This is a genomic window from Streptomyces sp. NPDC049837 (assembly GCF_040674455.1).
Classification (GTDB): domain Bacteria; phylum Actinomycetota; class Actinomycetes; order Streptomycetales; family Streptomycetaceae; genus Streptomyces.
On sequence record NZ_JBFAMP010000003.1, the window covers coordinates 470,288 to 490,136 of the forward strand.

The following is a 19,849-nucleotide window of genomic DNA, read 5'->3' on the forward strand; positions in this document are numbered from 1 at the left end:
CTCAGACCTCGTAGGGCTGGACGACGATGAAGTTGCCGGGGGCGCCCCGGAACTGGAGGTTGACGGTCTCTCCGCTGTGGCCCGGGTAGGCGTTCCGGCGCAGCCTGACCTGGCTGGAAAGGATCACCTGGGAGGCGGACGACCAGGCGACGACGGCGTTGCAGTCGGCGAAGGTGGTCGGCGTGACGGGCAGGACGACCGGGACGCCGTGCGTCTTGACGACGACCGTGCCGGTGCCGGTGAACTGCATGGTGAACAGTGCCCCGCCGGGGATGCCGTGGCCCTCGATGCGGCGGACCTCGTACTGGAGCGACTCGTCGAAGGCGAGGACGTTCTCGGCGGAGACGCAGATGCCGTCGCCCTGGAGCTCGATGGGGTGCAGATGGGCCCCGTTCTCGGCGAGGAACACCTGGCCGCGGCCGGTGCAGCGCATGAGTTGCATCTCCTGGCCCGTGGCGTTGCCGACGATACGGCCGGAGAAACCGGCGCCCTTGTAACCGAACTCGACCTTGCCCTGGTACATGACCATGCTGCCCTGCCGGGCGAGCACCGGCGTGCCGCCCATGGCCAGGTCGACCCGCATGAGCTGCTGGTTCTGCGGCGTCCAGCGCTGCCCGGTGGCGGTCTCGCGGTACTTCTGGAGCGCGGCCTCCAGTCCGGCACCGGCCTGGGGCACGCCCTGGGGCACACCCTGCGGAGCCCCTGGCGGCATCCCGCCGGGGGGCATGCCGACGGGCGGCTGCTGACCGTAGGACTGGGCGTACTGCTGCTGGCCGTAGGGGGCCTGCTGCTGGGGCGGCTGGCCGTACGGGGCCGGGGCACCGGGCGGTGGCGTCTGGCCCGGGACCTGGCCGTACTGCGGCTGCTGGGGCGGCTGCGGCTGCTGAGGCGGCTGGCCGTACGGGGACGGCGGGGCCGGCGGGACAGGCGCGGCCGGTGCCATCGGCGCGGCCAGCGTCGGCGCGGTGTGCACGGGCTGCGGAGCCGGAGCCTGCGGAGCCTGTGCGGGCGTCGGCGCGGGTGCGGGTGCGGGCGCGGGGGCCGCTGGGGCGCCGAACGACGGGGCGGGTTGCTGTGGCTGCGGCGCGGCCGGTGTGGCCGGGGCGGCCGGGGCGGCGAACGGAGGCGGGGCGAAGGACGGCGCCGCGGCCTGCGGGTGCTGCGGGGCGGCCGGCTCCTCCTCGGCGACCTCGCCGCCGAAGTTCTTGAGCAGTGCCTCCAGTCCGCCGTCGAAGCCCTGCCCCACGGCGGCGAACCGCCACACGTCCTTGAGGTAGAAGTCCCCCAGCATCACCGCGCGCTCGGTGCTGAACTCCGAGCCGTCGAACGCGTACCGGGCGACCTCCTCGCCGCCGGCGACGATCCGGATGTACCCGGGGCCCACCTGGGACATCTGTCCGGCACCGTCGATCGTCGCGGTGAAGGACAGCTTGTGGATGTGCGGCGGGACGCGGTCGAGCGTGACGCGGAAGGACTCCGTGTCGCCGGCCTGCGCGCCCAGGAGCTGGATGGACTCCTCGGGCGACTTCGGCTGGTTGAAGAAGACGAAATACCGGTCGTCCGAGAGCTGCTCATTGGCGTCCAGGCCGAAGCAACTGATGTCGAAGGTCAGGCCTGGAGCCGCGATCTGCACTCCCACGTACAGATCGGTTCCGGGCGTGAGATCGCTGATCTTGGCCTTGTGGCCCCGTTGGAATTCCCTGGCCATGCGTAACGACCGTCCCCCATCCCGATTTCTGACTGCGTCGCGCCAGGCTAACGGCTGGCGGCGACAATGAGCCAAGTCGGGACTGTTTCGGTACAGGATCGGCGAATGTCACTCTCAGCGAGCGGCCGGCAGGTGCGGCAACCGGCCCGCCGCGACGACTCCTTCGAGGTAGCCGCGGGCCCGCTCGGTGCGGGGGTACGCCTCCAGCAGCCGCCAGAAGCGCGGCCCGTGACCGGGCACCAGCAGATGGGCCAGCTCGTGGACGAGTACGTAGTCCACGACGTACTCCGGCATGCCCTGCAAGCGGTGCGACAGGCGGATGCTGCCCTCCACCGGGGTGCAGGAGCCCCATCGGGTGTTCTGGTTGGTCACCCACCGCACGGACGTGGGCCGGGCCTTGCCGTCGAAATACTGGGTGGACAGGCGCTCCGCCCGCTCGGCCAGTTCGGTGTCGCCGAGGATGCGTTTGCTCTCCTGGGCGGCGAGCTTGTCGAGCATCACGTTCACCCAGCGCCGCTCCTCCGCCTCGGACATCCGGGCGGGGATGAGCACGACGGTGCGGTCGCCCTCGCGGTAGGCGGAGACGGTTCTGTTGCGCCGGGAGCTCCTGCGGACCTCGACCGCACTCGTCCCCGGGCCACGGGACGGGTCGCTTGTCGGACGGCGCTGTGGGTCGGCGGGCACGCCCCGACGTTACCCGCTGTCAGCGGGGGAAGTCCCGCCTCCGGAACCGTTGGCGTGTGATCCATCCACAGCCTGCACCATTTGAACGACTAATGCACCCGGCCTGTGGACAACTTTCCGCGACCGCCCCCGGTGCCGGGCATTCTGACGCCGGGAGATCGACACGGAGATCGACACGGGGATCGGAACACGGGGGCGGCGGATATGCATCCAATGGTGAAGCCCGCGCTGCGGCGCGCCTGGCGGAATCTACAGTTCGTGCAGTTCGGAGCGGCGCCGGCGCACGCGGTCGTGGTCGGTCCGGTGGACACGACGACGGGCAGTCTGCTCGCGCTGTTCGACGGGACGCGGGGGCTGGGGCTGCTGCGTGAGGAGGCGCGGGCGCTGGGGCTGCCGGACGGGCGGCTGGAGGCACTGCTGGACCGGCTGGCGGAGGCAGGGCTGCTGGACGACGCGACGGCCGGCGCCCCGGCGACCGATGCGTTGCGGAAGGAGGACGGCGCACTCGACCGGCTTCGCGCCGACCTGGCGTCGCTCTCCGTGGTCCACCGCGAACCGGGCGGGGCGGCCCGGCGGTTGGCGGCGCGGCGGGGGATGCGGGTGCAGGTGAGGGGCGCGGGGCGGGTGGGCGCGGGTATCGCGGCGCTGCTGTCCGCCTCGGGCGTGGGCCGGGTGGAGGTGCTGGACGGTGAGCGGGTGGAGCCGTGGGACGTGACACCCGGCGGGCTGCCGGCGGAGGCGGTCGGGAAGCGGCGCGACACGGCGGCCCGGCGGCTGGTGGGGCGGTCGGCACCGGGTGGGCGGGCGCCACGGGCGGTGCGGTCGGGGAGGGAGGCGGGCTCGGAGCCGGGGCTGTCGCTGGTGGTGGTCGCTCCGCGGGACGGCCTGGCGGCGTACGCCCCGGATCCGGTGCCGGCCGACGACTGGGTGGCCACGGGCACCCCTCATCTGTACGCGGGCGTGATCGAGGCGACGGGGGTGGTGGGCCCGCTGGTGCTGCCCGGGGGCACGGCGTGCGCGGGGTGCGTGGAGCTGGGGCGGTCCGACCGTGACCCCGCGTGGCCGCGGATGCTGGCGCAGTGGCGTTCGGGACGGCAGAGCAGGGTGCCCGCGTGCGATGCGGGTCTGGCCGCCGCGGTGGCGGGTCTGGCGGCAGCCCATGCGCTGTCCTTCCTGGACGGGGAGCTGCCCGCGAGCACGGGTGCCCGGTGGGAGGCTTCGCTGCCGTTGCTGGAGTGGCGCTCGGAGCGGATGTCGCCCCATACGGGGTGCCCCTGCGGGGCCGCCGGGCGCGCTGCGGGGGTGCGCGCCTCGGCGGCCACGGGCGGGCAGGACACAATGGCTGGGTAACCGCGGTCGACGGAGCGACGCCGATGGCGAACACGGCACGGCAGGCTGGGATTTGGAGGGGCGCATGTCTGATCTTCCCCGGAAGGCGGTAACCCGTACCGCCAAGTTGGCCGCGTTGCCTCTGGGCTTCGCCGGCCGGGCCACATGGGGGCTGGGCAAGCGGATCGGGGGCAAGTCCGCGGAGATCGTGGCGCGGGAGCTGCAACAGCGCACGGCGGAGCAATTGTTCCGTGTGCTGGGCGAGCTCAAGGGCGGTGCGATGAAGTTCGGGCAGGCGTTGTCCGTCTTCGAGTCGGCCCTTCCGGAGGAGGTGGCGGGGCCCTACCGGGCGGCGCTGACCAAGCTCCAGGAGGCGGCTCCGCCGATGCCGACCCGTACGGTCCACTCGGTGCTGGAGGAGCGGCTGGGTGACGAATGGCGGGAGCTGTTCCTGGAGTTCGAGGACAAGCCGTCGGCGGCGGCGTCGATCGGCCAGGTGCACCGGGCCGTGTGGCATGACGGGCGTGAGGTCGCCGTGAAGGTGCAGTACCCGGGGGCGGGTGAGGCGCTGTTGTCGGACCTGGCGCAGTTGGGCCGGTTCGCCCGGCTGCTGGGGCCGCTGATCCCCGGCATGGACATCAAGCCGTTGATCACCGAGCTTCGGGACCGGGTGTCGGAGGAGCTGGACTACACCCTGGAGGCGCAGGCGCAGCAGGAGCACGCCGAGGAGTTCGCGGACGATCCGGATGTGGTGGTGCCGGGTGTGGTGCACCAGTCCGACCAGGTGCTGGTGACCGAGTGGATCGACGGGATACCCCTGGCCGAGATCATCGCGGACGGCACGCCGGAGCAGCGTGACCGGGCGGGGCAGTTGCTGGCGCGGTTCCTCTTCTCGGGGCCGGCCCGGACGGGGCTGCTGCACGCGGACCCGCACCCCGGGAACTTCCGGTTGCTGCCGGCCGGTGACGACGGGGACGACGTGGCGGACTGGCGGCTCGGTGTCCTGGACTTCGGCACCGTGGACCGGCTGCCGGGCGGGCTGCCGGAGACCATCGGGGCCTGTCTGCGGATGACCCTGGAGGGCGATGCCGAGACGGTGTACGAGCTGCTCCGTGAGGAGGGGTTCGTCAAGGAGACCATCGACCTCGACCCCGACGCGGTGCTGGAGTACCTGCTGCCGATCATCGAGCCGGCGGAGGCGGACGAGTTCACCTTCACCCGGGGCTGGATACGCAGCCAGGCCGCCCGGATCGCCGATATCCGTTCCCCCGCGCACCAGTTGGGCAAGCAGCTCAACCTTCCGCCCTCGTACCTGCTGATCCACCGGGTGACGTTGAGCACGATCGGGGTGCTGTGCCAGCTCAACGCGACGGTACGGCTGCGGGAGGAACTCGAGTGGTGGCTGCCCGGCTTCCTGCCCGAGGGCGACGCGGACCCGGCCCCGGCGGAGGCTCACGTCTGACCGCCGCAGGGGTCTGATCGCCGCCGGGTTCACCACCAGGCGGAGTCGAGTCTGCTCTCGATGGCTCTGAGGTGGGCCCGGGCACAGTCGTCGCAGAAGTAGAGGCGGCTGCCGTTCTCCACAGAGCAGGTCCAGGTCACCGGGAGGCTTTCGGCGGTCGCGCCGCAGCGGGAGCACACCACACTCTGCGCTCCCGGCTGCGCGGGGGGAGAAGTCCGCTCGTTCACTACGAGACGATAACTCCGCCGGGCAGCTCGGGGCGGGCGCAACGCACCGCGGGGACCGGTCGTGACGGACCGGTCCCCGCGAGTGGAAATGGATCAGTGCCGGACGGGCACTAGTGCATGACGGCCATGGCCAGCGCACGGCGGGCGCGCAGGGACACGCGCTCGGCGCGCCGCTGCATACGCCGGGCGGCGACCAGGCGCAGGGCCTGGCGTTCCGCGTCGGCTTCCCGCATGCGCTCGTGCATATGGGCACGGGCCAGGGCTTCTTGGATGAGTTGCATCTCACGGTTCCTGTTCTGACGCGAGGCGTTCGCGCCGATGGTGCTGACGGCTGGGGTCGCGGAGCCGGACGGCTCGCTGGCGGAAGAGGTCATCGGGGCCTGCTTCTGGGGATCGTGCGTGAGGGGGCGGTCGATGGTTCCGGCTCGGACGTTCATGCCGTGACCGGGTTCTTGCGCGGGCGGCCACGGGGCCGCTTGCGGGCGACGACCACGCCCTGGACGAAGAGCTCACCGCCCCAGACGCCCCACGGCTCGCGCCGCTCCTTGGCGCCCGCGAGGCAGGCCTCCATGAGCGGGCAGGTGCGGCAGAGCGACTTGGCGTACTCGACGTCGGCCGGCGACTCGGCGAAGAAGACCTCCGGGTCGTACGAACGGCACGGAACGGGTACGCCGAGGTTCTCGATGGCGTCGTCGAGCGCGGTGAGCGCGGTGAGGGGGGTCAAGGTGGGGTCCTCCGTGAGACCGGGCGGGGGGATCGTTTCGGAAGGCGGTACGGACGGGGCGTGCGCTTCGAGTTGCACGGTTTCGTTTTCCTCGTCTGGTCGGTCCGGCCTGTTGGCCGGTGGGCTGGTACCGGGTTCTGCGTCGTCCCGAGGCCCCTTCGCTCCGTTCCGCCCGTTCGGGCAAAACAGAAGGGCCGCGGATCCCGGGTGGGGTTCCGCGGCCCTGAAGGCGCCGGCCTGATCCTGGATCAGGCTGGATCACTCCAGGGTTCGAGCCCACGGAAGGCCCACTTCGTGTGGTGCTGCTGCGTCTGCGTCTTGGTTTCGGCACCGGTCGCCGCAATGGCATAGGCCTGGGCCTCGCCTGCTGCTACTCCTGCTTCCAGTGCCTTGGTCGGTCGCTCATTGAGCTGCCGGACGGGAAGAGCCGCCAGGAGCATGGCGGGACGCACGGCCGCGAAGCCGGGCATACCGGTGCCAATGAACGCCGAGCCGGAGAGGCCGAGCGAGCAGGTGGAGACGACCGAGCGATCGGTCATTTTGGCGGTGGTGCTGACAAAGCTGGCGGAGCTGGTGGTGATGGTGATCACTGGAATCGCCTCCTCTCGGCGTCTCGGGGGGATCGGTCGGAACCGGTCCCGCGGATATTCGGATAAGTACAGCACGAAGACGGGGCTTCGGAGAAGCCGCCGTTTCCGTGGTTAAGAACCTATGGGGCTTGACGGGGCGGGCGCAAACTATTTTTTCGACGAGTTCCGATCAATCCTCCTCGTCACCCTCCCCAGGGCCCTGACCTGCACAAATGGCCAGGACATCGGCGCCGAAGCGGTCGAGCTTCCGTACACCTACGCCGGAGATCCGAGCCAGCTCGCCGTCCGTGGCGGGGACGGCCTCTGCGATCGCCATCAGCGTCTTGTCGGTGAAGACGCAGTACGGGGGCTGGCCGAGCCGCTTCGCCTGGTCGGAGCGCCACTCGCGCAGCCGCTCGTACAGCGCCTCGTCCATGTCGGAGGGGCAGTCCTCGCAGCGCATGAGCTTCACGTCGCCCGCGTCGGTGAGCGTCGCCCCGCACACCCGGCACCGCGCAGGTCCGCGCCGCCCGCGCCGCGCGCCGCCCGCCGCGGCGCCGCCCCGCTCGACGCCCCCGCCGCCGCCCGCGGTGCGGGCACCCGGCGCGGCGGAGCCGGGGCGCAGCCCGGCCAGGAACCGGGTGGCCCGGCGCGAGGCGCGGCCGCCCGGGGAGCGGGCGAGCGCCCAGGACAGCGAGAGGTGAAGCCGGGCACGGGTGACGCCCACGTACAGCAGGCGGCGCTCCTCCTCGACCTGCTCGTCGGTCTTGGCGTAGGTGATCGGCATCATGCCCTCGGTGAGGCCCACCAGGAACACCGCGTCCCACTCCAGGCCCTTCGCCGAGTGCAGTGAGGCGAGCGTGACGCCCTGGACCGTCGGGGCGTGCTGCGCGGCGGCCCGCTCGTCGAGCTCCGCGACCAGGTCGCCCAGGGTGGCCCCGGGCCGCGCGCGGGCGAAGTCCTCGGCGAGCCGGACCAGCGCGGCCAGCGACTCCCAGCGGTCCCGGACCGCTCCGGAACCGGCCGGCGGCTCGGTGGTCCAGCCCTTGGTGGACAGCACGGCCCGCACCTGCGAGGGCAGGTCCTCGGCGTCGTCCAGCAGGGAGTCGTTGCCCCCGGCGCGGGCCGCGCCACGCAGGGCGACGCCCGCCTCCCGTACCTCGGCGCGCTCGAAGAAGCGCTCGGCGCCGCGCAACTGGTAGGGAACGCCCGCGTCGGCGAGTGCCTGCTCGTAGACCTCCGACTGGGCGTTGATCCGGTACAGCACGGCGATCTCGCCGGCCGGGACGCCCGCGGCGATCAGGTCACGGATGCGGCGGGCGGTGCCCTCGGCCTCGGCGGGCTCGTCGGCGTACTCGGTGTAGACAGGCTCGGGGCCCGGGTCCCGCTGGGAGATCAGCTCCAGGCGGTGCTCGGCGGCGCGGCCGCGGGCCTGGGCGAGCAGCCCGTTGGCCAGGTGGACGACCTGGGGTGTCGAGCGGTAGTCGCGGACCAGTTTGACCACGGTGGCGTTCGGGTGCCGGGTGCGGAAGTTCAGCAGGTGGTCGGGGGTGGCACCGGTGAAGGAGTAGATCGTCTGGCTGGCGTCGCCCACGACGCAGAGGCTGTCGCGGTCGCCGAGCCACAGGTCGAGGAGGCGCTGCTGGAGCGGCGAGACGTCCTGGTACTCGTCCACCACGAAGTGCTGGTACTGGCGGCGGATCTGGTCGGCGATGTCGTGCCGGTCCTGGAGGATGCCGACGGTCAGCAGGAGGACGTCCTCGAAATCGATGGTTCCGCGGTCCCGCTTGAGCTGCTCGTACATGGAATAGATCTGGCCAATTTCGGCGGGGTCGCGCGGGGCCTCGCGGCAGGCCTTGGCGACGGCGGCCGGATAGTCGGCGGGGACGGTCTGGGTGACCTTGGCCCACTCGATCTCGCCCGTGACGTCACGCAGCTCATTGCGGTCGAGCCGGACGCGGCAGCGGGCGGCCGCCTCGGCGACGAGCTGCACCTTGCGCTCCAGCAGCCGGGGCAGCTCGCCACCGACGGCTTTCGGCCAGAAGTACTGGAGCTGGCGGAGGGCGGCCGAGTGGAACGTACGCGCCTGGACACCGCCCGCGCCGAGCTGCCGCAGCCGGCCGCGCATCTCGCCGGCGGCGCGGTTGGTGAAGGTGACGGCCAGCACACTGCTGGGCTGGAGTATGCCCGCGCGGACGCCGTACGCGATGCGGTGGGTGATCGCGCGCGTCTTGCCCGTGCCGGCGCCCGCCAGCACGCACACCGGACCGTGCAGGGCGGTCGCCACCTCACGCTGCTCGGGGTCCAGCCCGTCGAGCACCGCGTCGGCGTCCGGGGGCGCGGCCAGGAACTGGCTCGGGCCCGGGGCCTGCGGGAAGAGAGTGGAGTGCGTTGCTGCTGTCACCCTGCCATGCTGCCAGGTCGCCCGAGGCGGACGGGACGGTTGTCCACAGGGCCGGACCCGCGGTCGTACTAATGCCGGACCTGCGGTCGTACTCATGGGGCCGGCCCCGCGGAGTCGTACCAATCCGGGAATGGTGGCGGGGACGCGTACGTTCTGCCTCCTGGTGCCCCTTCCGGCACTCACCCCCGAAGCGACCCCGAGGAGCGCAGACGATGCAGGGCAGCCTGACGATGTACAGCACGACGTGGTGCGGCTACTGCCGGCGGCTGAAGAGCCAGATGGACCGTGAGGGCATCGCGTACACCGAGATCAACATCGAGCAGGACCCGGAGTCGGCCGCGTTCGTGGAGAAGGCCAACGGGGGCAACCAGACCGTCCCGACCGTGCTCTTCGCGGACGGGACGACCCTGACGAACCCCTCGCTGGCCCAGGTGAAGCAGAAGATCGGCGTCTGACGGCGCCCGACCGAAGCGCCCTCAGGCGATGTTCCCGGGCTTTGGCAGCGGCTTGCCGTACCAGAGCTCGATCAGCCGGGCCGCGATCGAGATTCCGTACGGGGGAAGGACCTCGCCGGACTCGAACGCGGCCCGCAGCTCTTCCCGGGAGAACCAGCGGGCCTCCTCGATCTCGTCGCCGTCCACGTTGATCTCCGAGGACGTGGCGCGCGCCATGAAGCCCAGCATCAGGCTCGACGGGAACGGCCACGGCTGGCTGGCGACGTACTCCACCTCGCCGACCGTCACCCCGGCCTCCTCGAAGACCTCCCTGGCCACCGACTGCTCGATCGACTCGCCCGGCTCCACGAACCCGGCCAGCGTCGAGAAGCGCCCCTCCGGCCAGTGGACCTGCCGGCCCAGCAGCGCGCGGTCCTCCTCGTCCGTCACCAGCATGATCACCGCCGGGTCGGTGCGCGGGTAGTGCTCCGCGCCGCAGGCGGGGCAGCGGCGGATGTGGCCGGCGGCCGCGATCACCGTGCGCTCGCCGCAGCGCGAGCAGAAGCGGTGCAGCCGCTGCCAGTTCTCCAGGGCCACCGCGTGCACCATCAGGCCCGCGTCGCGCGGTGACAGCAGCAGACCGGCCTCCCGCAGCCCGGCCGGCCGGGCGGACTGGTCCATGCGGCCCGGCAGGGAGTCCTTCTGCAGCGCGAAGTAGCTGACGCCGTCCGCGTCCGTCCCCAGGAAGTAGCGGTGGGTCTCGGTGAGCGGCGCCTCGAAGGCGGGGGTCATCACCAGCTCGGTGCGGCCGTCGGGGGTGTCGTCGATCAGGACCTGCCCGCCGGACACCACGAACACCCGCGTCGTCGGGTGGCTCCATGCCGCGGCCAGCCACGCCTCGTCGAGACGGTGGTGGGCCGCGCGGTCGATGCCGCTCGGGGCGGTGAGCCCGATCGGACGGTGCCCGGCCTCGTTACTGATGGTGCTCACTGGTGCTTCCAACTCCCCCGGTGGATGGGTTCGCCTGGGTGTCTGTTCAGCGGAGTGCGGCTTCAGCGGTGCGGCTTCAGCAGGTGCGGCTTCAGCGGAATGGGCTTCAGCGGGGTGCGGCCCGGCGGAGCGCGGTGGACAGGTCGCCCCACAGGTGGGCGGTCGCTTCCACGCCCTTGAGCAGCAGGTCCAGTTCGACCTTCTCGTTCGGTGCGTGCCAGCCGTCGGACGGTACGGAGACGCCCAGGAACAGCACCGGCGCGGCCAGTACGTCCTGGAGGTCGGCGGCCGGCCCCGAACCGCCCTCGCGTGTGAAGCGGATCTTCGCGCCGTCGAAGGCCCGGCTCATCGACCGTACGACGGACTGGAGCGCCGGGTGGTCGAGCGGCGTCAGGCAGGGGCGGGTCGGCGCACCGAAGGTGATCTTGTGGCGGATGCCGGCGGGTACGCGGTCGGCGACCCAGTCGCGTACGGCCACCTCGATGGTGTGCGGGTCCTGACCCGCGACCAGGCGGAACGACAGCTTCACGTGGGCCGAGGACGGAATGATCGTCTTGCCTCCGGGGCCCTGGTAGCCGCCGCCGATGCCGTTGACCTCGGCGGTCGGACGGGCCCAGACCCGCTCCAGGGTGGAGTAGCCGGCCTCGCCGAGCGTCCCGTACGAGGTGGCGGTGGCCAGCCAGGACGCCTCGTCGAACGGCAGCTCGGCGATCAGCTCCCGCTCGGCGTCGGTCAGCTCCGCGACGCCGTCATAGAAGCCGGGGATCGTCACCCGCTCGTTCTCGTCGTGCAGCGCGGCCACCAGGCGGGCGGCGACGGTGGCCGGGTTCGGGACGGCGCCGCCGAAGGAGCCGGAGTGGATGTCCTGGTCGGGCCCGTACAGGTCGATCTCGCAGTCGGCCACGCCCCGCATGCCGGTGCACACCGTGGGCCTCGTCTCCGACCACATGCCCGTGTCCGAGACGACCACCGCGTCGGCGGCGAGACGGGCGCGGTGCCGCTCGACGAGGGCACGGAAGTGCGGGGAGCCGGATTCCTCTTCACCCTCGACGAGGAGCTTGAGGTTGACGGCGGGGGCGGTGCGGCCGGTCAGCGCCAGGTGCGCGCGCACGCCCAGGGTGTGGAAGAACACCTGGCCCTTGTCGTCGGCGGCACCGCGCGCGTGGAGCCGGTTTCCGCGGATCACCGGCTCGAAGGGGTCGGTGTCCCACCCGTCCTCCAGGGCGGCGGGCTGGACGTCGTGGTGGCCGTAGACCAGGACCGTCGGCGCGTCCTCCTCGCCGGAGGGCCACTCGGCGAATACCGCCGGGGCCCCGTCGGTCTCCCACACCTCGGCGACCGGGAAGCCGGTCTCCTCGAGCTTCGCCGCGAGCCACTCGGCACTGCGCCGCACGTCCGGGGCGTGGACGGGCTGCGCCGACACGGACGGGATGCGCAGCCACTCGGTCAGGTCGTCGAGGAAGGCCGCGCGGTGCTGCGCTATGTACGTACGTACGGTCTGGACGGCGCTGTCCGGGGTGTCGCTCATGCCCTTGAGCCTATCCGGCGTCGGCGGTCGTCCCGTCCGCCGTCCCAAGGAGCAGGATGCGCTCGATCCCCTCACGTCCGGGGAGGTCGTCCGGGCGTACGACCTCACCCGTGCGTACGTAGACGAAGGCGGCCGTGACCGCGTCGAGCGGCAGCCCGTGCTGCTCGGCCCAGGCGAGCCGGTAGACCGCGAGCTGGAGGGGGTCGGCGGTGTGCGAGCGGTTGGTCTTCCAGTCGACGATCTCGTACGTACCGCTCTCGCGGTCGTGGTAGACGGCGTCGATGCGGCCACGGATCACCCGCCCGGCGAGGGCGAGCTGGAAGGGCGCCTCGACCCGGTGCGGGGTGCGGTGGGCGTACGCGGTCCTCTCGAACGCCTCCTTCAGCGCGGCCAGGTCCCGCTCGTCGGCGATCTCCGGCTCGTCGCCGTACACCTCCCCGCCCGGGAGTTCGTCCGGGCCCAGCATCGGCAGCGGCAGCTCCTCGAACCGGGCCTCCACCCACGCGTGGAACCGCGTCCCGCGCCGCGCGGCGGGCTGCGGTGGGCGCGGCATCGGCCGGGCCAGCTCCTGCGCGAAGCCGTCGGGGTCGGCGGCCAGCCGCAGCAGTTGGGAGGCGGACAGGGACGACGGGAGGAGCACGTCACGGGTGGTGGCGCGGGCGCGGAGCAGCTCGCCGGTGAGGGCGTCGAGGTCCCGGTCCCAGGAGGCGATGGTGCGGGCCTCCTCGGGGGTGAGGCGCTGAGCCGTGGCCCCGTCGCCGCGCCGGGGGGCCGGCACGGCCGCTCCGGGCTGCTCGGTTGCCCAGTCGTCCCACTCCGCGAGGTCATCGGCCGGCCACGGCTCGCCCGCGTCCACGGGATCGTCGGGGTCGGCCGGGTCGGGGCCGGGGCCGGTGCGGAGCTCCAGGTACTCCATGACCTTGTCGGCGGCTGCGCGGCGGTGGGACAGGGAGGTGGGGTCCAGGGGGAGCGGCCAGGCGTGGTCGGCCGTGGACTCCTGGAGCATGGGGTTCTCGGCGTCGTCGGCCGGTTCGTCCGCCCAGGCCTCGATCTCGCCGAAGCCCGCCGCGCAGTGGTCGTAGAGCGCGTGCAGGAACGGGGACGGGCCCCGGGGGCGCTTCTGGGAGGGCCCCCACCAGTGGGCCGAGCCGAGGAGGAGGGTGCGGGGGCGGGTGAAGGTCACGTACCCGAGACGGAGCTCCTCGGTGTGCTGGTGGTCCTTCATGGCGTCCTTGAAGGACTTCAGGGACCTGGCGTCCCAGTCCTCGATCGCCGGGAGGGTCGGGGCGTCACCGCGCAGCGCGTGCGGCAGGACCTGGGGCTGGGCGGTCCAGGACTCACGCGACCTGGTGCTGGGGAACTGCGAGGTCACCAGGCCCGGGACGGCGACGACGTCCCACTCCAGGCCCTTGGACTTGTGGGCGGTGAGGACCTTGACGGTGTTCTCGCCGCCCGGCAGGGCGTTGTCCAGGCCCTTCTCGTACTGGGCGGCCGTGCGCAGGAAGCCCAGGAAGGCGAGGAGCGTCGCCTCGCCGTCCAGGGAGGCGAAACCGGCCGCTATGTCGAGGAAGTTGGAGAGCGTCTCGCGGCGGCGGGCGGCCAGGGCGTGCGGGGAGGCGGACAGCTCGACCTCCAGGCCCGTGGTGGCCAGGATGCGGTGCAGGACGTCCATCAGGGGGTCGGCCAGGGAGCGGCGCAGGTCGCGCAGCTCGGTGGCGAGGCGGGCGAACCGTACCCGTGCCTCGGCGGAGAACGGCAGGCCGTCGTCCTCACCGGCCGGCTCCAGGAAGGTGTCCAGGGCGTCGGCGAGCGAGATCACCTCGGAGGGGTCGACGCCCTCGACCGCCGCCGCCAGACGCTCGTCGGGGTCCGTGTCGCCGTCGTCCCGGGAGCGGTGGACGAGGAGGCGGGCGCGGCGCCCCAGCAGCGCCAGGTCGCGGGCGCCGATCCGCCAGCGGGGACCGGTGAGCAGCCGGACGAGGGAGGCGTTGGCGCCCGGGTCCTGGAGAACCTCGCAGACCGCGACCAGGTCGGCGACCTCCGGGAGGTGCAGCAGCCCGGACAGGCCCACCACCTCGACGGGGATGTCCCGCGCGACCAGGGCGGCCTGGATCTCGGGGAAGTCGGTCGCGGTACGGCACAGGACCGCGATGTCGCCGGGCTCCTTGCCCGTGCGCACGAGGTGGGCGATGGAGTCGGCCAGCCAGGCGATCTCCTCCGCCTGGGTGGGCAGCAGGGCGATCCGGACGGTGCCGTCGCGCTCGGCGCCGGGCGCCGGGCGCAGCGCCTCCACGCCCGCGTGCATGGCGCGCAACGGCTCGGCGAGGCCGTTGGCGAGGTCCAGGAGGCGGCCGCCGCTGCGGCGGTTCTCGCTGAGCGAGAAGCGGGTGGCGGGGGTGCCGTCCTCGTACGGGAAGTGCTCGGGGAAGTCGTCCAGGTTCGCGACGGACGCGCCGCGCCAGCCGTAGATCGCCTGGCAGGGGTCGCCCACCGCCGTGACCGGGTGCCCGGTGCCGCCGCCGAACAGGCCGGACAGCAGGAGCCGCTGGGCGACGGAGGTGTCCTGGTACTCGTCCAGGAGCACGACCCGGAATTCGTCGCGCAGGATCTCGCCCACCTCGGGGCGGGTGAGGGCCAGTTCGGCGGAGAGGGCGATCTGGTCGCCGAAGTCCAGCAGGTCCCGCTCCCGCTTGGCCGTGCGGTAGCGGATGACGAGGTCGGTGAGCTCGCGGCGGGCGACGGCCGCCTCGGGGACCTTGCGGAGGTCGGCGTTGGTGAGGCGGGCGCCGTCGAGGGCGGCGAGGAGCTCGGTGTCGTGGCGGAGGAGGTCCGTGGGGCGTACGAGGTGCTCGGCGAGCTCCGCGTCGAGGGCGAGCAGGTCGCTGACGAGGGTGGGGAAGGACTTGGTGAGGGCGGGGTACGGGCCCGGCGCCTCGCGCAGCACGCGCGCGGCGAGCTGGTAGCGGGTGGCGTCGGCGAGGAGGCGGGCGGTGGGCTCCAGGCCGATGCGCAGGCCGTGGTCGGTGAGGAGCTGCCCGGCGAAGGCGTGGTACGTGGAGATGCGCGGCTCGCCCGGCGGGTTGTCGGGGTCGATGACGTCGGGGTCGGTCACCCCGGCCCGGACGAGCGCCTTGCGGACGCGCTCGGCGAGCTCACCGGCCGCCTTGTTGGTGAACGTCAGGCCCAGGACCTGCTCGGGTGCGACCTGCCCGGTGCCGACCAGCCAGACCACCCGGGCGGCCATCACCGTCGTCTTGCCGGAACCGGCTCCGGCCACGATGACCTGCGGGGCGGGCGGCGCGGTGATGCAGGCCGTCTGCTCCGGGGTGAACGGGATGCCGAGGAGCTCCTTGAGCTGCTCGGGGTCGGTGAGGCGAGTGGTCACGGTCAATGAGGCTAACCGCCCCCACTGACAGCCCCCACTGGCAGTGATCACTCCACGATGTGGCGGCCCTCGGGCCGGGCGCTGCACGCGGCCTGGAACGCGCAGTGGGTGCAGTGCTGGCCGGTGGTGGGGGTGAACCGTTCGTCCAGGACGCGGCCGGCGGCGGTGGCGAGCAGGTCGCCGACCCACTCGCCGCTGAGCGGCTCCTGCGCCTGCACCTTGGGGAGCTGTTCGCCGCCCTCCTTCTTGGGCGCGGCCTGACGGAGCTGGACGAGTTCGGCGCCGCCGGGCTCGGGGCGGCGGCCGTCGAAGACCTCGTCGACGGCGCCCTCGCGCACGGCGAGCTGGTAGACGGCGAGCTGGGGGTGGCGGGCGACCTCGTCCCTGGTCGGGGCGGACTTGCCGGTCTTGAAGTCGACCACGTACGCGCGGCCGTGTTCGTCGGCCTCGACGCGGTCCATGGAGCCCCGGATCCGTACCTCGTACTCCCCCGCTTCGAGGGTGACGTCGAAGTCGTGCTCGGTGGCGGCGGGGGTGCGGCCGCCACGGTCCATCACGTGCCAGCGCAGGAACCTTTCCAGCGCCACGCGTGCGTGCTCCTTCTCCTGGGCCGACTTCCAGGGGGCGTCGAAGGCGAGCGCGTCCCAGACGGAGTCCAGGCGCTCCATGAGGACGGCCAGGTCGGCGGGGGTGCGGCCGGAGGCCACCTCGTCGGCGAGGACGTGTACGACGTTGCCGAAGCCCTGGGCGGCGGTCGCGGGCGCGTCCGCCTTGACCTCGCGGCCCAGGAACCACTGGAGGGAGCAGGTGTTGGCGAGCTGGTCCAGGGCGCTGCCGGAGAGCGCGACGGGGCGGTCGCGGTCGCGGAGCGGGACGGTCGAGTGGGTCGGCTCGTACAGGCCCCACCAGCGGTAGGGGTGGGCGGCGGGTACGAGCGGCTGGCCCTCGTCGTCGGTGAGCGCGGCGAGCCGGGCCAGACGCCGGGCGGCGGCGTCCCGCAGCGCCGGGGGGGCGTCGGGGTCGACGGTGGTGGCGCGCAGCTCGGCGACGAGCGCGGCCACGGCGAGCGGGCGGCGGGGGCGGCCGGTGACGTCCTTCGGCTCGACGCCGAGCTCGGTGAGGAACCGGGAGGGCTGGTCGCCGTCGTCGGCGGGCGCCTTGACGGCGGTGACGACGAGCCGGTCGCGGGCGCGGGTGGCGGCCACGTAGAAGAGGCGGCGCTCCTCGGCGAGCAGGGCGCCGGGGGTGAGCGGCTCGGCGAGGCCGTCGCGCCCGATGCGGTCGGCCTCCAGGAGGGAGCCGCGGCGGCGCAGGTCGGGCCAGAGGCCCTCCTGTACGCCGGCCACGACGACCAGGCTCCATTCGAGGCCCTTGGAGCGGTGGGCGGTCATGAGGCGTACGGCGTCGGGGCGTACGGGCCGCTTGGAGAGGGTGTCGGCGGCGATGTCGTGGGCGTCGAGCTCCTCCAGGAAGTTCAGGGCGCCGCGACCACCGGTGCGCTCCTCGGCGCGGGCGGCCGTGTCGAACAGGGCGCACACGGCGTCGAGGTCGCGGTCGGCGTTGCGGCCGGCCGCGCCGCCCCGGAGCGCGGCCCGCTGGAGGCGGGCGGGCCAGGGCGTGCCGTTCCACAGGAGCCAGAGGGCCTCCTCGGCGGTGCCGCCGCCCGCGAGCAGCTCGCGCGTGTCCCGGAGCAGCGCCCCCAGCCGCTGGGCGCCACGGGCGTAGGAGGGGTCGTGCGTGACGAGCCGCTCGGGCTCGGCGAGGGCCCGGGCGAGCAGGACGTCGGACGGCGGCGGCACCTTGTTGCCCCCCGCCCGCTCCTCGTCCCGCAGGGCCCGCCCGAGGCGGCGCAGATCGGCGGCGTCCATGCCGCCGAGCGGCGAGGTGAGCAGGCTGATCGCGGTCTCGGTGTCGAGCCAGGGCAGGGTCTCCGCCGGGGCGTCGTCGCGCTCCCCCGGGGTGTCGGCCCGCTCCTCCGGGTCGGCGACGCGGGACGGGGCGGCCGCTGTCCCGGCGTTCTCGTCGGCAGGGCCGGAGCCCCCCGGCGGCACATCCGGCGCGTCCGCCGCCGCGTGCGGCGGCTCGGCGAAGCCGGACCCGGCGTCTTCGGTACCGGCACCGTCGGAAGGGGTCGCGCCGTCGGACGCGACGACGGTACGGCCCTCGGCAGCCGCCTCCCCCGCTCCCGGCCCGCCCGGCTCCGCATCCGGCCCTTCCGGAGCGCCGGCCGTAGCCGCATCCTCGACCGGAGCCGCACCGCCGGCCGTGGCCGCATCGCCGGCCGTAGCCGCATCCTCGACCGGAGCCGCACCGCCGGCCGTGGCCGCCGTGCCGTCGCCGCCGGACGGCGTCGCCGCCGCGCGCAACGCGGTCAGCAGCGGGGCCACCGCCGGTTCGTGACGCAGCGGCACGTCGTTGCCGTCGACCTCGACCGGCACGCCCGCCGAGGTCAGGGCGCGGCGCAGGGTCGGGATGGTGCGGCCGCCCGCGCGGACCAGGACCGCCATGTCGTTCCAGGGCACGCCGTCCTCCAGGTGGGCGCGCCTGAGGATGTCCGCGATGTTGTCGAGTTCCGTGGAGGGGGTCGGGAAGGTGTACGCCTCGACGCGGCCGCCGTCCCGCACCGCCGCCAGGTCCCGGTGCGCCCTCGCCTTGTCGGCGGGAAGGCGCGGCAGCGGCATCCGGGTGGTCAGCAGGCGGGTGGCGGACAGCAGGGCGGCGCCCGAGCGGCGCGAGGTGGTCAGGACGGCGACCGGCGCGGGCGTGCCGTCCGCGCGGCGGAACGTGCCGGGGAAGTCCAGGATCCCGTTGACGTCCGCGCCCCGGAACGCGTAGATCGACTGGTCCGGGTCGCCGAACGCGTACAGCGTCCGCCCGCCGCCCGCCAGCGCCCGCAGCAGCCGGACCTGCGCCGGGTCGGTGTCCTGGTACTCGTCGACGAACACCGCGTCGTAGCCGGGCAGGGCCGCCGAACCGGCCAGCAGCACCGCCCGGTGGACCAGCTCCGCGTAGTCGAGCACGCCCTGCATGTCGAGCACGTCCAGGTACTCGGCGAGGAACTCGGCCGCCGCCGACCAGTCCCGCCGCCCGGTGCGCGCCGCGAAGTCCGCCAGGGCGCGCGGGCCCAGGCCCAGCTCGCGCGAGCGGGCGAGCACGGCCCGTACCTCGTCGGCGAAGCCGCGCGTGGTCAGGCAGGCCCGCAGCTCGTCGGGCCAGTGGATACGGGCCAGGCCCTCGCGCTCCAGGTCGAGCTGGCCCGCCAGCAGTTCACGGACGGCCAGGTCCTGTTCGGGGCCGGAGAGCAGTCGCAGCGGCTCCGAGAAGAGATCCGCGTCCTGGTGGGCGCGGATCAGTGCGTAACAGAAGGAGTGGAACGTGGTGGCCTGGGGGGCGCGCGTCCCGCCGATCCGCGCCGCCATCCGGTCGCGCAGTTCAACGGCGGCCTTGCGGCTGAAGGTGAGGACCAGGATCCGCTCCGGGTCGGTGCCCCGGGCGATCCGGGCGGCGACCGCCTCCACCAGCGTCGTCGTCTTGCCGGTGCCCGGCCCGGCCAGAACCAGCATCGGGCCGCCGGGATGGTCAACCACAGCACGCTGTGATGCGTCCAGGAGAGGGGGGTTCACGGGGGCCGGCGGGGTACGCACCAGTCGGTACGCGCCCGGGGTCCGCCCGCGAGACGGCGTACGCCCGGTGGTAATCGAGGAGGAGCTCACGTGGATCGCCGGTCCTGGTGGGTGTGCTGGTGCTGAGGATGCTGGGTGGGTGCGGTGAGCACGCTACGCGGAACGACGCTACGCGTACTCCCCACGGTCGTGACGGCCGTTCCCACCATGCCCGCCGCGCCGCCGGATGGCCGAAGCGGTCACCTGTGAGCCGTCGCACTCGCGCCGCCGCCGGAGGGACCCGCGCCGTCCCAGCGCGCCCGGCGCATGTCGAGCCGCGGCAGATGGTCCTCGGCGTGCCCCGTCGCCTCGCGCAACGGCGTGCCCTCCTCCCGGTAGTGGCCGAGGGCGCGCAGCTCGTGGCCCGGCAGGAGCCGCCCGTCGGCCCGCACCACCCGCCACCACGGCACCGCGCCCCCGTAGAGCGCCATGACGCGCCCGACCTGGCGCGGACCGCCCACCCGTCGCCCACCACCACCCTTGCCCGAGAGCGCTTCGCGCTCCTCCTCCTGGGCGAGCCATTCGGCGACGTCCCCGTACGTCATCACCCGGCCGGGCGGAATCAGCTCGGCGACGTCCAGCACCCTTTCCGCGTACTCCGGAAGCTCCTCGGCACTCACCCGGTCCATCCTGCACCACACCACCGACAACGCGGGCAATGCACCCTGATGGCCCCCCGCACGGCCCGGTCATGCCACCATCTTCCGGGCGGTGACCGGTGATACGAGATCAACAAGACACAG

Annotated in this window: 15 protein-coding genes; 3 read left to right on the forward strand and 12 right to left on the reverse strand. The window is 73.2% G+C overall.

The window, feature by feature from the left end; translation table 11 throughout:
* Position 1: 1 nt before the first annotated feature.
* Positions 2-1,708: a TerD family protein gene (locus tag AB0J57_RS10075; RefSeq protein ID WP_366127559.1), complete on the reverse strand. Its 1,707-nt coding sequence runs from the start codon at positions 1,706-1,708 to the stop codon at positions 2-4.
* A 114-nt stretch (positions 1,709-1,822) separates the two neighbouring features.
* A complete protein-coding gene (locus tag AB0J57_RS10080) occupies positions 1,823-2,392 on the reverse strand; it encodes a M48 family metallopeptidase (protein ID WP_366127560.1) in 570 nt (189 codons plus the stop codon).
* Positions 2,393-2,596: 204 nt separating this feature from the next.
* Here AB0J57_RS10080 and AB0J57_RS10085 point away from each other — a divergent pair, with 204 nt between their 5' ends.
* Together AB0J57_RS10085 and AB0J57_RS10090 are read left to right on the forward strand one after the other, a co-directional pair.
* Positions 2,597-3,742: a ThiF family adenylyltransferase gene (locus tag AB0J57_RS10085; protein ID WP_366127561.1), complete on the forward strand. Its 1,146-nt coding sequence runs from the start codon at positions 2,597-2,599 to the stop codon at positions 3,740-3,742.
* A gap of 64 nt (positions 3,743-3,806) precedes the next feature.
* A complete protein-coding gene (locus AB0J57_RS10090) occupies positions 3,807-5,183 on the forward strand; it encodes an AarF/ABC1/UbiB kinase family protein (protein WP_366127562.1) in 1,377 nt (458 codons plus the stop codon).
* 29 nt (positions 5,184-5,212) lie between these two features.
* On the opposite strand, the gene AB0J57_RS10095 is transcribed toward AB0J57_RS10090, so the two are convergent.
* The 5 genes from AB0J57_RS10095 to AB0J57_RS10115 form a co-directional block, all read right to left on the reverse strand.
* Positions 5,213-5,410, reverse strand: a complete 198-nt coding sequence (locus AB0J57_RS10095; protein ID WP_366127563.1) for a hypothetical protein — start codon at positions 5,408-5,410, stop codon at positions 5,213-5,215.
* Between the two features lie 110 nt (positions 5,411-5,520).
* The gene (locus tag AB0J57_RS10100; RefSeq protein ID WP_366127564.1) at positions 5,521-5,847 is read right to left on the reverse strand and encodes a hypothetical protein; all 327 of its coding nucleotides are present in this window, start codon (positions 5,845-5,847) and stop codon (positions 5,521-5,523) included.
* Positions 5,844-6,212 carry a WhiB family transcriptional regulator gene (locus AB0J57_RS10105; protein ID WP_073754157.1) on the reverse strand — a complete coding sequence of 123 codons (369 nt, stop codon included), beginning with the start codon at positions 6,210-6,212 and terminating at the stop codon, positions 5,844-5,846. Before AB0J57_RS10105 ends, AB0J57_RS10100 begins: the two co-directional genes overlap by 4 nt.
* Before the next feature lie 170 nt (positions 6,213-6,382).
* Positions 6,383-6,724: a hypothetical protein gene (locus tag AB0J57_RS10110; RefSeq protein ID WP_366127565.1), complete on the reverse strand. Its 342-nt coding sequence runs from the start codon at positions 6,722-6,724 to the stop codon at positions 6,383-6,385.
* Between the two features lie 169 nt (positions 6,725-6,893).
* On the reverse strand, positions 6,894-9,107 hold the full coding sequence (locus AB0J57_RS10115) for an ATP-dependent DNA helicase UvrD2 (protein ID WP_366127566.1): 2,214 nt from the start codon (positions 9,105-9,107) through the stop codon (positions 6,894-6,896).
* A gap of 212 nt (positions 9,108-9,319) precedes the next feature.
* Between AB0J57_RS10115 and AB0J57_RS10120 the strand changes: the two genes are divergently transcribed.
* Complete coding sequence (locus AB0J57_RS10120; RefSeq protein ID WP_073754154.1) at positions 9,320-9,562, forward strand: mycoredoxin; 243 nt, start codon at positions 9,320-9,322, stop codon at positions 9,560-9,562.
* Positions 9,563-9,583: 21 nt separating this feature from the next.
* On the opposite strand, the gene nudC is transcribed toward AB0J57_RS10120, so the two are convergent.
* The 5 genes from nudC to AB0J57_RS10145 all read right to left on the reverse strand — a co-directional run bounded on the left by nudC (position 9,584) and on the right by AB0J57_RS10145 (position 19,726).
* Positions 9,584-10,531 (reverse strand): NAD(+) diphosphatase, encoded by a 948-nt coding sequence (gene nudC, locus AB0J57_RS10125; protein WP_366127567.1) that lies wholly within the window; start codon positions 10,529-10,531, stop codon positions 9,584-9,586.
* Between the two features lie 106 nt (positions 10,532-10,637).
* Positions 10,638-12,059 (reverse strand): dipeptidase, encoded by a 1,422-nt coding sequence (locus AB0J57_RS10130; protein ID WP_366127569.1) that lies wholly within the window; start codon positions 12,057-12,059, stop codon positions 10,638-10,640.
* 10 nt (positions 12,060-12,069) lie between these two features.
* Positions 12,070-15,444 (reverse strand): ATP-dependent DNA helicase, encoded by a 3,375-nt coding sequence (locus AB0J57_RS10135; RefSeq protein WP_366127570.1) that lies wholly within the window; start codon positions 15,442-15,444, stop codon positions 12,070-12,072.
* Between the two features lie 47 nt (positions 15,445-15,491).
* Positions 15,492-19,088 (reverse strand): UvrD-helicase domain-containing protein, encoded by a 3,597-nt coding sequence (locus AB0J57_RS10140; protein ID WP_366127571.1) that lies wholly within the window; start codon positions 19,086-19,088, stop codon positions 15,492-15,494.
* Positions 19,089-19,306: 218 nt separating this feature from the next.
* A complete protein-coding gene (locus AB0J57_RS10145) occupies positions 19,307-19,726 on the reverse strand; it encodes an MGMT family protein (protein WP_366127572.1) in 420 nt (139 codons plus the stop codon).
* Between the last annotated feature and the right edge of the window lie 123 nt (positions 19,727-19,849).